15 protein-coding genes and 2 pseudogenes are annotated in these 14,653 nt (G+C 39.0%); 3 read left to right on the top strand and 14 right to left on the bottom strand.

Annotated elements, in window-relative coordinates; genetic code table 11:
- Positions 1-92 precede the first annotated feature (92 nt).
- The 3 genes and pseudogenes from I3B46_RS18910 to yidA all read left to right on the top strand — a co-directional run bounded on the left by I3B46_RS18910 (position 93) and on the right by yidA (position 2,925).
- A pseudogene (locus I3B46_RS18910) lies at positions 93-792 on the top strand (IS1 family transposase).
- A gap of 376 nt (positions 793-1,168) precedes the next feature.
- Complete coding sequence (locus tag I3B46_RS18905) at positions 1,169-1,996, top strand: PRD domain-containing protein (protein WP_121874900.1); 828 nt, start codon at positions 1,169-1,171, stop codon at positions 1,994-1,996.
- A 119-nt stretch (positions 1,997-2,115) separates the two neighbouring features.
- Positions 2,116-2,925: a sugar-phosphatase gene (yidA, locus tag I3B46_RS18900; protein WP_231405881.1), complete on the top strand. Its 810-nt coding sequence runs from the start codon at positions 2,116-2,118 to the stop codon at positions 2,923-2,925.
- Positions 2,926-2,995: 70 nt separating this feature from the next.
- Here yidA and I3B46_RS18895 read toward each other — a convergent pair whose 3' ends face one another.
- The 14 genes and pseudogenes from I3B46_RS18895 to I3B46_RS18835 form a co-directional block, all read right to left on the bottom strand.
- Positions 2,996-3,883 carry a radical SAM/SPASM domain-containing protein gene (locus tag I3B46_RS18895; protein ID WP_231405937.1) on the bottom strand — a complete coding sequence of 296 codons (888 nt, stop codon included), beginning with the start codon at positions 3,881-3,883 and terminating at the stop codon, positions 2,996-2,998.
- Positions 3,853-4,173, bottom strand: a complete 321-nt coding sequence (locus I3B46_RS21945; protein WP_231405880.1) for a hypothetical protein — start codon at positions 4,171-4,173, stop codon at positions 3,853-3,855. Before I3B46_RS21945 ends, I3B46_RS18895 begins: the two co-directional genes overlap by 31 nt.
- A gap of 40 nt (positions 4,174-4,213) precedes the next feature.
- Complete coding sequence (gene surE / locus I3B46_RS18890; protein WP_121874902.1) at positions 4,214-5,095, bottom strand: 5'/3'-nucleotidase SurE; 882 nt, start codon at positions 5,093-5,095, stop codon at positions 4,214-4,216.
- A gap of 29 nt (positions 5,096-5,124) precedes the next feature.
- Entirely contained in the window at positions 5,125-6,477 is a 1,353-nt protein-coding gene (locus I3B46_RS18885; RefSeq protein ID WP_121874903.1) for a hypothetical protein, read from the bottom strand.
- A gap of 291 nt (positions 6,478-6,768) precedes the next feature.
- Positions 6,769-7,570: pseudogene (locus I3B46_RS18880) on the bottom strand (IS5 family transposase).
- A gap of 113 nt (positions 7,571-7,683) precedes the next feature.
- Positions 7,684-7,905, bottom strand: coding sequence for a DUF987 family protein (locus I3B46_RS18875; RefSeq protein ID WP_196993114.1), 222 nt, complete (start codon positions 7,903-7,905; stop codon positions 7,684-7,686).
- Positions 7,906-7,913: 8 nt separating this feature from the next.
- The gene (locus I3B46_RS18870) at positions 7,914-8,396 is read right to left on the bottom strand and encodes a JAB domain-containing protein (RefSeq protein WP_101495227.1); all 483 of its coding nucleotides are present in this window, start codon (positions 8,394-8,396) and stop codon (positions 7,914-7,916) included.
- Between the two features lie 17 nt (positions 8,397-8,413).
- A complete protein-coding gene (locus I3B46_RS18865; protein ID WP_121874904.1) occupies positions 8,414-9,235 on the bottom strand; it encodes a DUF932 domain-containing protein in 822 nt (273 codons plus the stop codon).
- Positions 9,236-9,295: 60 nt separating this feature from the next.
- The gene (locus I3B46_RS18860) at positions 9,296-9,733 is read right to left on the bottom strand and encodes an antirestriction protein (protein ID WP_004917169.1); all 438 of its coding nucleotides are present in this window, start codon (positions 9,731-9,733) and stop codon (positions 9,296-9,298) included.
- A 386-nt stretch (positions 9,734-10,119) separates the two neighbouring features.
- The gene (locus I3B46_RS18855; RefSeq protein ID WP_052309236.1) at positions 10,120-10,977 is read right to left on the bottom strand and encodes a hypothetical protein; all 858 of its coding nucleotides are present in this window, start codon (positions 10,975-10,977) and stop codon (positions 10,120-10,122) included.
- Positions 10,978-11,010: 33 nt separating this feature from the next.
- The gene (locus I3B46_RS18850) at positions 11,011-11,508 is read right to left on the bottom strand and encodes a hypothetical protein (protein WP_042116980.1); all 498 of its coding nucleotides are present in this window, start codon (positions 11,506-11,508) and stop codon (positions 11,011-11,013) included.
- Positions 11,509-11,524: 16 nt separating this feature from the next.
- On the bottom strand, positions 11,525-12,214 hold the full coding sequence (locus I3B46_RS18845; RefSeq protein WP_068908291.1) for a helix-turn-helix transcriptional regulator: 690 nt from the start codon (positions 12,212-12,214) through the stop codon (positions 11,525-11,527).
- Positions 12,215-12,260: 46 nt separating this feature from the next.
- Positions 12,261-12,992, bottom strand: coding sequence for a DUF3944 domain-containing protein (locus tag I3B46_RS18840; RefSeq protein WP_121874906.1), 732 nt, complete (start codon positions 12,990-12,992; stop codon positions 12,261-12,263).
- A 215-nt stretch (positions 12,993-13,207) separates the two neighbouring features.
- On the bottom strand, positions 13,208-14,197 hold the full coding sequence (locus I3B46_RS18835; protein WP_121874907.1) for a hypothetical protein: 990 nt from the start codon (positions 14,195-14,197) through the stop codon (positions 13,208-13,210).
- Positions 14,198-14,653 lie beyond the last annotated feature (456 nt).

The following is a 14,653-nucleotide window of genomic DNA, read 5'->3' as shown; positions in this document are numbered from 1 at the left end:
AGTTATTTTACGCGCGGGATAGGCCAAAATTCGCTCATGTATTCAATCCGGTGATTAACCTGTAATATAGGGTAATTTATCGGAGAATATTCATGGCTAAAGTTGATGTAAGGTGCCCATTTTGTCAACAAACTCCCTCAGTGAAAAAACATGGCCTAGGGAGTACAGGTCATCAACGTTATCGTTGTCAAGACTGCTGCCGAAGCTTCCAACTCGACTATGAATATCGTGCTTGCCAGCCCGGTACCAAAGATAAAATTATCGACCTCACGATGAATAATGCCGGTATTCGTGATACCGCTAGAGCCCTTCATATCAGCATTAATGCGGTTGTTCGCACTTTAAAAAACTCTCGCCGAGGCAGGTAACCTCTTTACCTCTTGATAATCTGCACATTGAACTCCTTTGCGAAGTTGATGAACAGTAGTCTTTTGTGGGTAATAAGAAGCAAGAACGCTAGCTTTGGTATGCGTGGGAGCCCCGCCTAAAACGGATAATTGCTCATACGTTTGGTCGTCGAAACAAAAGGACTCTTTTCATCAGTTACTGGCTTTACTGTCTAGGTTTAATGTGGCTTTTTGGTGCACTGATAAGTTCAGTGCTTATGAGATATTGCCCAGGCAGAAACATGTGGTAAGTAAGTTTTATACCCAACGAATAGAAAGAGAGAATTTGAACCTGAGAAACCGCTTGAAGCGCCTTAACCGTAAGACATTAGGTTACTCGAAGTCACCTGAAATGCATGACAAAATCATCGGCACATTCATTGAACGCGAATACTACCTATTATGATGATCTCTATATTGAATACACGACCCAAAATTCATAAGATGGGTATTGGGCAGGTATACTTAGAGCCTATCTCAATAGGAGCTAAATTCATCACCTTACCCAGCCATATCGATGTTTAAAAGTCAGGCTGTATAAGGTTTTGGTTACAGTGATAATATATTTTTTATGCGGTAATTAATCCCTATTGAGATAGGCTCTTAGGAATCGATCACAAAAAATGATGCGAATCTTGATTTTAGTATCCAGAAAAGATATATCTACAAATTATGGTGTGTTACTAGCTAGACTAGGCAAAAACCTGAAGTGGCATGAAGAAAATACTTCTTGTCTTTTCAGATTTTTTGCATTTATAACTTATAAAATGGAATAGCCTATTATGTATTTAATCAAAAAAGTTATTAATAATAATGTAATTCTTGTTGAAAATGAGACTCAACAAGATGTTGTTATTATTGGTAAAGGTATAGGCTTTAATTCGAAAGCAGGTCAAAATTATCATTGTAATGAAAATGATGAACTTTTTATTAAGCCTAATGACTACGACATAAATAATTTTCTTGAAAGTATTCCTATTGATATCATCAAGCTCACCATTGAAGTTATCAACAAATGTAAACCTATATTGAATGCTGAGCTTAGCGATAGCTTGGTTTTAACACTGTCGGAGCATATTACTTTCGCAATTGAAAGAAGTAAAAATAGTGAAATAAGTATCTCTCTCTATGAAGTGCCATATTTGTACCATGTTGAGTTTATTGCAGGTAAAGTCGCTGTTGATTATATTAATGATAAATTAGGAATTATTTTACCTGCAAATGAAGCATCATTAATCGCATTGCACTTTGTCAATGCTAAGCTGAATAATAAAAGTGTTGGTGATACACTGAGATTTACTCAAACTGTTTATAAAATTGTCAATATCATTAATTACTCTTTCCATATCCAGATTAGTACCGAAACAGATAATTTTTCTCGTTTTATTAATCACTTAAAATATTTACTTATCCGTTGTCAAGCTCACCATGATAAAAGTAGTCAATTTAATTCGGTACTGGAAGAATTAGTTGAAAAAGAATTATTAAAAAATTTTGCATGTGCAAAAAAAATTGCAGCATTGATTGAAACAGAATACAAAATACCGGTTTCTCGCGAAGAAATCATTTATTTGACATTACATATAGAAAGGCTTTTAAACTCAGTTTAAAACTAAATTAAGTATGAGATGGGTGTGTAACTTGCAAGACTAGGCATAAACCTAAAGTATATTCTCCCTAGATATAAAGTTTTTAAGGCTTTTAATTGGGAGCTGAAAAGGAAAAACATATGGCCGTGAAATTGATTGCTATCGACCTTGATGGCACACTGTTAAATACTCATCATCAAGTTAGTGATTATGTTGCAAATGTTCTACAACAAGCCAAAAAGAATAATATCCATATTATCCTAGCGTCTGGTCGACCGTATTCAGGTATTCAACCGTATTTACAACAATTAGGATTAGATAAAGCAGGGAACTATTGCATTAGCAATAATGGTAGTGTTATTCACGATGCATCTAATGGTAATCACCTTATTGATTTTTTATTAGGTATGGATGATTACCAAAAAATTTACCAACAGACAGAAGAACTTGCATTATCTTTGCATGCACTTGGTGATCATAAAATATTTACAGCGAATAAAGTGATCGGTTTTTATACAACCCACGAAGCATACCTCTCAAATACATTGATTCATTATGTACCAATGGATGAAATGCCGAAGGATTTGTTATTTACTAAGTTGATGATTTCATCGGAAGAAAATTATTTATCCAGCGTGATCAAAAAAATACCAGCAAGCTATTTTCAACAATATACTTTAGTCAGAAGTACCCCCTATTTTCTTGAGGTGTTAAATAAGAATGCGAATAAGGGGTTGGCAATACAAGCATTGGCTCAGCAACTTGATCTGCATAAACATGAAATTATGTGTATTGGCGATCAAAATAATGATCTTCCTATGTTTGATGCTGCGGGGATATGTGTTGCAATGGAAAATGCGACAGAAGAGCTGAAGTCGCGTGCAACGTATATTACCAGTTGTAATGATTCAGATGGCGTTGCAAAAGCGATTGAGCAATATGCATTATAGATGTCTTTAAGCCGAGTAATCGCAATGAATTACTCGGCTTTTTAATGTCATATATCCCTAACTGTTGCTGCTAGTTTCCTCGAATTTCTTGCAAAATTTTCTTCATTTTTGGTAAGGAATGAGAAAGATAGATTTTGTAAGTGTCACAGAAATAGTTCTTTCTTGGCAGCCCTTTCGAATCTAATAAAAAGCGATGTTTAGGGCAGCCACCGTGGCACAAAGGTTTAAACTCACCCCCTAAACAATCATGACTGATTTTTTCTTTTTTAAGGGAAGAGAAGCGCTGATGATTTGGTGAGAGAAGCATATTTGGAATGCTTTCCTCCATGAGATTGCCAATTTTGTTTTCAGGGTAAACAAAGTGGTCACATGAATAGACATCGCCATTAGCTTCTAAAATAAGGTTCGCACCGCATGTTTCACTAGTGACACAGCTACTGGGATGTCCAATACTTTGACTCATTGTTTGTTCAAAGTTCATGATGAACACTTTACCAATATCTTTTATTTGCCAATGGTCAAAGAGCGTATTTAAAAAATGGCCATACTCAGTGGCATTCACTGACCAATCTGTGACGTTTGCATCACCTTCAAATTCAGGAGAAATCAGTGACAATCCATCTCTTGTTGTCTGTTTTGCTTGCCTTTCAACAACAGGGATAAACTGCATATAATAGCTACCGATGCTTTTTAAAAACTCATAAGTCTCTATGGGTTTTTTGACATTCATATTATTGACGACAGTTAGCGTATTAAAATCAACTTGGTATTTTTTGAGGAGCTCGATACTTGCCATTAATCGTTCAAAGGTACTTTTTCCTGCACGAGTTAAACGATATTGGTCATTGTCTTCTTGGTTTCCATCAATGGAAGCTCCCAAAAGGAAATTATTTTTTTTAAAAAATTGACACCAATCATCATCAAGATTTAATGCATTAGTTTGAAAAGAATTATGGATCTTTTTTTCCCTGCATATTTCTGTTGCAGTTCAACGGCTTTTTTATAGAAGCCAAATCCAAGTAGTGTAGGCTTCCCTCCTTGCCAAACAAATTCAACAATATCAGCTGATTGCTGTTGAATATTCGAACGAACATAGTGTTTTAATACGTCTTCGTTCATTCGCCACTGACTTTTTCTATTGGGGTATAGCTTTGATTTTTCTAAATAGAAACAATAAGTACAATCAATGTTACAGACTGAGTCTGAGGGTTCAGCCATTAACTGAAAATTTTGTTTTACATTGCTCATACTTATGTCTCTATGAATTAAAAATACGATTAATGAATGATTATTTAATCTTTAAAATATTTTGATATTCTTTGACTTTTGCTTCAGGGGCATTCCAATCGCCATCAAAGATGGTATAGGTAATATAGCCTTTATCAAGATAACCCGTATCCGAATTATCATTTCTCATTTTTAATGCTTCTGGATTGATAATTTGTTTAGCTTTTCCTTCTGCGGTAATTTCATACAATATTTGTGGTGCAACTAGATATTCATTTTCTACAAATTTAATGCCTTTAATTTTTTCTTTAGGCAATGCAGGGTAATTAATGCTTAAACCTGATTTGGGCGGTAATACTTTTTGGCCAGACTTCCAGTCTTTATTTAAATCATCAACAAGCTCAACAACATGTGTTACGGAATCAGGCCAATATTTATGTGTGCTAGGCCAGCCTGATTTCATTTCTTCTGGTGTCATAATATAACCCACGCTTGCTGCAATTGCTGGGTAGCCAAGGCGTACAGCACGTGCTGCTGCGGAAACTGTACCTGAGTTTAATTGCGATGTCCCAGTATTGGGTCCGTCGTTGACGCCGGAAATGACAAGATCAGGTGGAGTGTCACGTAGTAGGCCATATAACCCAAAATCAAGAGAATCTGCAGGTGTACCTGGGAAGCAATAGGCGCGGTCATTGAGTTTTTTGACATCAAACTCTTTGCCTGCTTTAAACGTAATTGCAGTACCAATTCCACTTTGGTTAGTTTCTGGGCCTACGAGCCAAACATCATAGCCTTTTGCATCAAGTTGCGATTTTAGTTCTTGTAAACCAAAAGCATCACACCCGTCATCATTTACTAATAATATTCGCATGTTATCTGCGGTAGCTTGAGAACTAATACCAAATAAGGCCAATAAGCTTAGTGTTAAAATTGATTTTTTCATTTTTACCTCTATGTATATTTTATACAGAATTAGAATATATTGAATTTATAATCAAATATAATATCTGCAGCGATAGCATTCCTGCGAATATAGTGCCCGTTATCATCGAATACAGGTTGAATTCTATTTCCTTCAGTTTGGTATAGCCAAGCTTTGGTTAATTTAGTAAATATGGTAAAGTTTTTTAAACGTGGATCGCTAGGTTGCCAAGCATTAATAAGATTTAGCTCACCTGTTTTTATTTTATTATTTTTAAAATCAAATTGACCATAATTTAATTGCACTGCTGAATAAAAGTCTTCTGCATATTTATAGTCAATGAGGCCTGTGAGAGCGAGTTCTCCGTTTCGTTGGTAATGATAAGCGGCTGAAGACATTGGGTCTAAACGCCAGCGAGCGTTTTTAACTGGGTGCCTGTCAAAATAACCGAGTGAACCATCATTTTTAGCTGCATCGGTGTACCCAACGCCAACTTTCATTCCTAGGTCATCATATTGCCATTTGACCGTTCCTTCATATACCCACGAGCTGCCATTTGCAGCTTGTCGTGATGAAGGCATATTTTTATACATTTCCAGAGGGACGTTTCCAACAGCTCGAAAACCGAGTGTGATGTTGGAGTATGGCATATAGTTTAAATCAATGAAATGGCGGTCGATAAAATCTTTAGCATATCCATAGTTATAGGTAGCCTTAAATTCTTTAGTATTATAATTAATTCCCCCGGCTGCAATATACTCAATAGCTTCATTATTCCTGTTACGAAACTTTTCTTTGTTAGGAGAAAAACGTTCCATAACACTATCAAAATATAAAGTATCAATTGAAAAATCATTATATTTTAATGTGCCGGTATAACCTAAATAGCTATTTTGTGCAGATTCATAAGGGCTTTTAAGAACGGTATACATGTGTGCAGCTTGCCAGCCATATTTAGCTTTATAGCTTAATCCTTCGTCATCTCCTAAATGTAATTTTATAAAGCGATTATTGAATTTTGTAAAACCTTTAGCATTAGAAGATTTAAAACCAGAGCCATCGTTCCATAATAAATCTCGGCTTGCAAAGAAATTACTTGCCCCTAATTTTGTTACACTGGTATAAGAAACATCAAACCCTAAAGTTTCTTTCCAAAGACCCGATTGATAATTTAAACCAATTGTTTGTGCCCATGCTGTATGAATATAAGTTGGGCCAACTTCATTTTCATTAAGGTATTTAAATCGATTTCTTAAAAATAAATCAAGTTTACTGTCTTTAATCAGTGGCTCATTAATTAAACTATCGACAAATTTATATTCCTTGGCTTCTGATATTGTTGCAAAAAGAAGAGGGATGAATAATGTTGCTTTGAAATATTTTAGAAATTTATTTGTTTTCATAGACCAACCTTTACTCTTTGTTTTAGCAATTCAAATTAGTGTTTTTTGTTACTTTATAATTTTTAATGATTTATTGTTTTTTGTTACTTATCAGGAATTTTAGGTAAAAAAAACCTGAATGTTTAAACGACCACGTGATCGCGTAAACATTCAGGTTCTTGCCTAGTCAAGCTAGTAACACACCATTTGCCGTATATTAAAGACGTGTCTGTTTTTTTTACAATGATAAATTATAAAAATTGTGAGCTAGAACTGTTTTTTATAAGTATAAACGCTCAGGAATTTTAGAACCTATCCCAATAGGGTTTTATTCCAGACAATGATGGCACAGGCAAGATGCAGCATCGCATCATAATTCTAGACCTTCTTCTCCCTACGAGTCAGGACACGACGGTAGCGATTCATCCAACTGTGTGTTCTCTCTACAACCCAGCGGTGAGCCTTAAAATCCGTGTTTTTGATGGCTTCTGATTCATCCTTCTGTGACTGGATATGAGGTTCATAGCGACGACTTTTCAGATACGATCCCAACCATTCCGCTTCATACCCTTTATCCATGCACAACCGGAGCCTCTTGCCCGGTCTGCCCGTCTGGAGGGCATCGAGCGTATCCGCAACCAGCTTTATGTCGTGCGTATTTGCTCCGGCGACAACCAGTGCAAGCGGAAGCCCGTTCCCGTCAGTCATCAGACTGCGCTTTACGCCCCGTTTCCCCCGGTCTGTTGGGTTCTTGCCTGTTTTTTTGAGCCTGCCAGCGGTGATTTGGTCATACAACCCTCCATCGACAGCCACGACCAGTCAATAGCATCCAACTGTTCGCAAGCAACCCGTTTTGCCAGAAGGGTTCAAATACGCCAGCATCCCGCCACTCCTGAAATCGGCGATGAGCAGAGCTTGACGAGCATATACCGGTGGCATTTAGCGCATTCCACTGGCAACCCGTCCTGAGTACGAAGAAAATGGCGTTCATTGCAGCGCGATTATCAACCCGCTTGCGGTGCGTACCCAGCGGGTGTTGAGTTCTATGCTCCGGGATGAGAGGAGCCATTTTCTCCCAGAGTTTATCACTGATTTGCCACTTGCTGCCTGCCATACGTTGCCCTCAGAAATTATCGTAATTCATTATATTATACGATAATTCCTTTTGGGATATGCTCTTAATTTATCCATCCAATATAGGATAAACTCAAAGTGATCAGTACTTATTCAATTCAATGTCACACACATGACACACGCATAAGGGCCATCTCTGTCTTGGCGACGTTCAACATAAACAGCTAACACGCCACGACAATCTGGCACCTCCTTACCAATATAATGCTCGCTATTACCAACCCATTTATACTTTCCCCCACAATAACTCGCAAGGCGAGAGCCTAAATGTTGCTGATGGATCTTCATTGCTGCGGATTTACGGATGATATTCATGGTTCACCTCATACTAAGCCATGCTCAGCGAAAGAGAAGATTTGCTGACCACCGATGATCAGATGGTCAAGTACTCGAACTTCAATTAGCTGCAATGCTTTTATTAATTGTTGCGTGATAGATTTATCCGCTTGGCTTGGCGTGATATCGCCTGACGGATGGTTGTGTGCAAAGATAACGGCAGCAGCATTAAAATGAAGTGCTCGTTTGACGACTTCACGAGGATAAACCTGTGTGCTGCTAATCGAGCCAGCAAACAGGGTTTCACTGCTTATCAACTGATTTTGTTGATTCAAGTAGAGCACAATAAACGCTTCACGCTCTAATGCTGACATTTTTAGCCGTAACCAATCCCTCACATTTTGCGTTGATGTAAAAGCAATACCCGGTTCACGCAGATACTTATCCAGTATGCTCAACGCACGTTTGATAGTACGTTGTTCATTAGGAAGCAGTGTTAAGGTATTCGTATAAGTATTGATACTCTCCATCGTTAATATCTCCATCATTACGAGGCTAGTTGAAGCATATTTTCAGCCATCACCCACAAGGCTCGGTTAAGCTTCACATCACCATCAATCCCATTCACTGAACGCGTGCGAGCGCGTTTACCTTTCGCATTTCTGCCTGATAATCCCCCTTTAATTAAATTTTCTTGCAAACGTTGGTACACCGTCCAAAGATCGTCCTTCTTATCTTCAACACGGCGTGGCTGTAATACTTGCGCTTCGGTGATCGGCTGATGCGCTTCACCATAACGATATGTGAGAGCAGATTGAGCAAAGATGTGTTGGGCTGGTGGCGGTAATATCAAGCTTTGCATTTCTTCGCGTTTATCTGCGATGGCATCGAAGGTGCCTAATACTTCATAAGCCCCTTCAATGACTTTATTTACCACATCGCCCTTGTGCGGTACTCTGACCTCACCAAACGTGTCACCGCAAACGAGGCCATTACAGCAAATGGCTCTAAAAAAGCCGGGTAGCATCTGATAACTGCTTGAGCCATCATGACTATTGAGTAAGATGATTTCAGGCACTTGACTTCCTGTAATTTGGTCATGGCGTCGAAGTCTTAACATATGCTTAGTATGATCACGACGGCTGTCATCTCGCACACGAGTTTGACACGCAAAGAACGGATAAAAACCTTCTTTTTGTAAGCTATCCAATAAGGTAATGGTGGGAATATAAGAGTATCGCTCACTTCTGGATTCATGTTTTTCTTCAGAGAACACACTCGGTACAGTGCGGAACAATTCCTCAATGGTTAACGGGCGGTCACGACGAATACTATTCGCTGCACCAAAACGAGAAGCTAAACGAGTCATAATGAATTTCCTTGAAAATAAAGTCGATAGGTAAAACAGAAAGAGTGAATTAAGAGGGATTTAATCGATAAGATGGAAAATAGCGGAACGTTCTGAGTGTTGTGCCGCATAATCACGCAGTTGATAAAAGCGTTCGACTAATAATTCACTCTCGATTTGAAATGACCATAAACTGTACATCATCAAGCACACAGCAATCCCTGCCGCTTCACAACTGACGTCAGCTTGATTGCCGTTATGAGGGTTAAATAATGTCAGTTTTTCTTGATTTAAATCGGGGTAAATAAAGGCACCACCGTTCGATAAGGTGCAATACTCCCAATAGCCGCCGCGGTAATCCTCACAGAACTGACTCATCGTGGTGAAGATAACCACTTCAAAGGTTTGCCAGCCTTTGATGCCTTTAAAATACGTAGGCCAAAAATTATTACGTGCAGACAGCGGTATGATATCTGCTTGAAGGTGTGTATTGATGTCTTGCGATAGTGTTTGTTGCATCCTGTTTTTTCCTATAAAAGCGAATAAAAAAGCCAATCCACGCGTGTGGTTGGCTTCAGTTAAAGCTGGGTAATTAAGAGTGAGGAGGGGAGGTGAACGATTATGGTGTGGCTCCCTTGGCTTGTCGTATTAAAGCGTAGTTGGCCTTCGTTTAATTTTAAGGTGTAAGTAAATGTGATAATCGGTTTGTGGTGATGTGGAGTCGGCGTCCCGCTGGCCCTGACGATAGCGTCGATAAGCATAACGCAGTACTGACAAACAAAGTGCGGATTTAAGGAATAAATGTGGCGACATAAAATCAATCCCAGAAAAAGTGATGAAATGCGGTAACTGTCGTCTTGATGTTGACGACAGTTGATGAAGTCAAATTTTAGGTGATGGCCTGATTAATAGCATTTTCCTCCGGTTTGATTGCATATCCACCTCCCTTCTTTATAGATTTGCATTAACTCTTTGCCATCAGGTGTGGCTCTGACATAGCGCATATCTGTTGAATTTCTTTTTTCTATGGTGACAATTAATGAGCCACTTTGTCCTGTTTTCGTGGTATAAGGTGCAGTAACTTTATTTCTTTCAAACGTCATTTTTCCCATGGATTGACATTGTGCATTTTTGCCTGAGCCCAATTTGATGGAGATATCGACCCATTCGCAGCCTCGTGTTGGAATATCGCTGTATTTATATTCACGCGGTTTTGGGCTGGTTTTTGCCACAAATTCCACAGAGTCATCTCGCTGCGTGGGGCTATCTCCCCGTAATGTTAAATAAACGGGGCATTTAGGCTCTCCTACTTGGCACGTTTTGGCGATAAGGTGGCGAGAAGGCCAACCGTTAAACCCAACGTATTCCGCGCCGACTTCGTCTTTACATCGAATTTTTTGACCTTGCATTTGGTTGATGTGCAACGTCATCATACTGCATGTCAAGGCTTTAACGGGTTTTCCATCATCACGCACGCGAGAGGGTTGATTGTGTTGTGGAATTGCGGGGGCAATTCCCGTTAATTGATAACTTTGATTTTGCAGCGTGTTCGCTTTGAGTGCATCTTGGCTATTCTCGACGCTAAAATCGAGCATTAACTCCGCCATTTCGTCATTGATTTTCTTTAATTCATGGCTTCCCTTCGTATTTAAGAAAAAGGTATAACGTTCGGGATGGTCTTGACGACTGAGGGTGGTCGCTTGAGTCAGTGTCGGAAGCAGTAATGCTAAGGTTCCTAATGTAAACAGTGACGTTAATTTCATATGGGTGTCTCTCCTGATAACATAAAACATGAATTAAGGGTGTTCAATACAGTCTTGATAATCGGTATCGGCGAGTGCCTCAGCGAGGCCTTTTGCGGAAAAGGGCTCGGAATCAATTTGTAAAGACGTAAATTGTAAAGTGTCGGTGTCTTTCGTTTGCTTAAGGGCATGGAATAAGGCTTTATCCGGTCCGACCGTATCTTCAAATGCGCTAGGAAAAAAATCGTACGCGGTATCGTTGATACGCAGTTGCATGCCTTGAACGAAATAATCAGAGCCCACGGGCTCCGTAAAATCCGGCGCGTTCAGTTGGACACGAAACGCTTTATTTGTGCAGGTTAACGTGAGCGTCTCACCTCTGTCATTTTGCGTGTTAAGCTCCCAAGCCATCGCGGTACTGCCATACCAATCGCCCCACTCTTCGTCTAAAATCAGACTGTGGGCAGTAGGCGATAAGAAGAGCAAGGTACTGGTGATAAAGGGAACTCCCCACTTAAGTGGGGAAAGGCGTGTTTTTAATGGATGTGTCATCATGTCTCCTTGATGATTAAGTTTGATGGGGATGCAATATCCCCTTGATGTATTGAAAGTGGGGTAAAGCCTGTATAAAAGCGCGCTCAGTCATACGTTGTAATAAGGCCGTGTCGGGCTTAAAGTGCCGGGCACTGAGCCCCACATCACGCAGATGTAGCAACTCAACCGCATGAATAAGGCCATTCATCACGCCGCAGACATACCAATGCCCATTAAAATAAGTGAGCTTATACGGTGCGACCCAATGAGTGGTTTTTCCCCCAATCTCATAATGAATAAACCGGTTATCCAAAATGGCTTGTGTGATTAAAGCAAAGCCGCCGTACACGGACGGCAAGGCTTTGGGCGGTGCGTGATAGACTACATACGGGGAGCCTTGCGCGTGCCGACTCAATAATAACGACAGCAATTTGCGGTCAAGCACCGGAAAAAGCGGAGTAATATCGGTAATCTGGGCAAACTGCAAAATATCACTGTCAGTACGTAAGGCGGATTGTCCGCCCGCAAGACGATAGCCTTCCTCCTGTTGTTCAATGTCCAAATAGACCAAACGTTCATGAAAATCCCGTTGTATGGTACGCAGGGACACATTAAATTCAGCCGCTAATACTCGGGGTGATAACGTTTCTCCTTTAAATAAATGGGTCAGGATATACGCCAGCCGATGAACTAATCGGTCATGGCGAGGTGACGGTTGTGCCATATTCGGTTTCCTACCAGCGATAACACAAAAGGGCTTAAGCGTAGGCTTAGGCCGGTGAAAGGGACTTTTGGCGCAGATACGCAACTATGATGCAAGCGGGTATCGTGACGCGGTACGCGGGACCGGCAATGTCCGCAATGAGCCATGCGGAGGTGAGCGTTAATCCAATCGGACCCGCTAAAAAGGATAAGGCACGATTAGCGACAAATATCGTTCCCCATGTCGCCACGCCGCCGAGTAGCTCGATGATGCTCATGGCAGCGACCGTGGCAATTTCGAGTGCCGCAAATCCGGAAGTGCGAACGGCAGCTTGTAAGGCTATCATGACCAATTGCGGTGTGGGATTGGTGAGATTCAGTTGTAAATCGTGGGAAAGAGTACGGAGCTCTTCTTCACTGAGTTTATCTAAACTTTTCTCCATCACCGTCATTAACAGGTTCATTTCCAGCGTTTCAATGTCGCTTTTGGGATTAAAGTTAACTTTCAGCTTTTTACAAACATCTAGCAGGATTTCACGGTATAACACGCCTTTATTGCCACGTACGGCACTGACTAAACTGTTGGCCCCATAGGTTTGCAGCTCAGCACAAATGTCTGTCCAATAACGCTGATGATTAGGGTAATAGAGTTGATATTCCGGCTTACGAGTTAAACGCTCACTCCAGCGTTTTTTGCCGTCTTTATGGTCATGCGTCAGAACGGAAACTAAAAGGCTTAAGTCGTCATTATTGCAGTGAGCAATAAAAGCTAAATCAGGGTCAATACGGTATTTTGGCATAATGTTGATTCCAATGAATTAAGGAGCCAACAGCGTAACAAACCGACCGGACAGGGTATGTCGCGTAAAAAATTATTTTCAGTGAAAACGATAAATAGTCAGGTCAAAGTGTGTCTTTGATCTTTATCACAATGATGAGGTAAGAAAAGAAGCCACTCAGTATTAAGAGACACGGTGGCTTCATGGGGGTGATATAGGTTTGAAATTTTATGGTTTCACTTTTTTATTTCATCTTTGATATCTTCATATAAGTTTTCAATCATAAAATCGATAGTACTATTTAATGTTTTTTTTAAATGTTTTGCAATGTCTTTCAATTTTTCTTTATTCTCACTCTTAATATAGCAACTTAACGCTGAACTTTCCTTTCTGTTTTCTCTAAGTCTGAATTGCAGCCATGACTTATTCATATTTTGGAGAAGATGTTTTTTCTGTAAAGGATTTCCTGACCATAACATTAAAATAACACGAATTATTGATGCAGAATTATTTTCATATGAAATAAAAATTGGATGATATAAATCCAAAAGGTTATATAGCCCGGCTGACGAAGGAACAATGTAGTCATCATTTAATTTTATGTGATTTAAGTAATTCCAAGCCCAGCTTATTGCCTGAATGTTACCATCAGTTAGCCATTTTAAGGATGGTAATGCTACTTTACTTTTTGCATACTCATCTTGGATAATATATAAGTATTCAATTTTTTTATTAATATGATGATTTATTAATCCATCAAAAACGTTCACTACAAACAAATATGGATCAACATTCCTATTAATAGGGTAATTGCTTACAATTTTATTTTTATTGGCAATGAAATCATTGCTTTGTTGATCAAGAGGATTTAAATGGTTTTTTAATATTAAATCCCCCCAAAAATAATAAAGCCTCTCTTTGTCTTTTTTTAAAAACGAGAAGTAATCATCACTTATTGTTATTAAACTGGATTTTTTTATACCATTATCAAAAAATTCTTTTTTAAATTTAACTTTTTCATCTGATAGTAATGCTTCAATCATTTCTTTATATTTAAAATCATCATGTAAGAAAAACAACTCCTTATCATCTTGTATAATTAATTTTTCCTCTTGTGCGTTAATTAACTGAATTAGCACTCTCCTTAGGAGTAATGGGTTTTTGATTTTTTTAATTTCATCATTAAATGCTTTTTTATTTAAATCACGAATTTTACCTATTTTCATCTCATCTTACCTTTAGTATAACATGATTTTCATCATCCGATCTTGTCGCTAACATGTCAATATCGCGAGTGATTATTGAGTTACTCACGCTGACATCTTGACGTGATTATGCTTTTATTTTTAACGATTATTTTTACTATACCCGTAATCCTTCAAGTAGCAGCGGTGTGGAGTGCGCTCAGCTCACCAAGTCACAGAGTTTATCTATGCTCCCTCATCTATCTTCGCTTGTCGCCTACCTTCAACTCGAATTTGAGTATACTTTGCAACAGTCAGAGCGTTCAGGACGGCAATAAGGGATTTCTTTTTCCTTACACTACCTGCGATTGCTGGGGAGTTAATACATCGTATTAATGATAATTTTCAGATACTGAAACATGCATCTTCAAGTTAATTGGGTATGGTTAGTTTAATTAATATAAAAAATAAGTAATGCACGCCTTCTCTGAGAGTTAA

This window comes from Providencia sp. 2.29, assembly GCF_015832305.1.
Lineage (GTDB): Bacteria > Pseudomonadota > Gammaproteobacteria > Enterobacterales > Enterobacteriaceae > Providencia > Providencia stuartii.
Note: the sequence above shows the minus strand (reverse complement) of the source record. Positions and strands in the feature narration are given on the sequence as shown.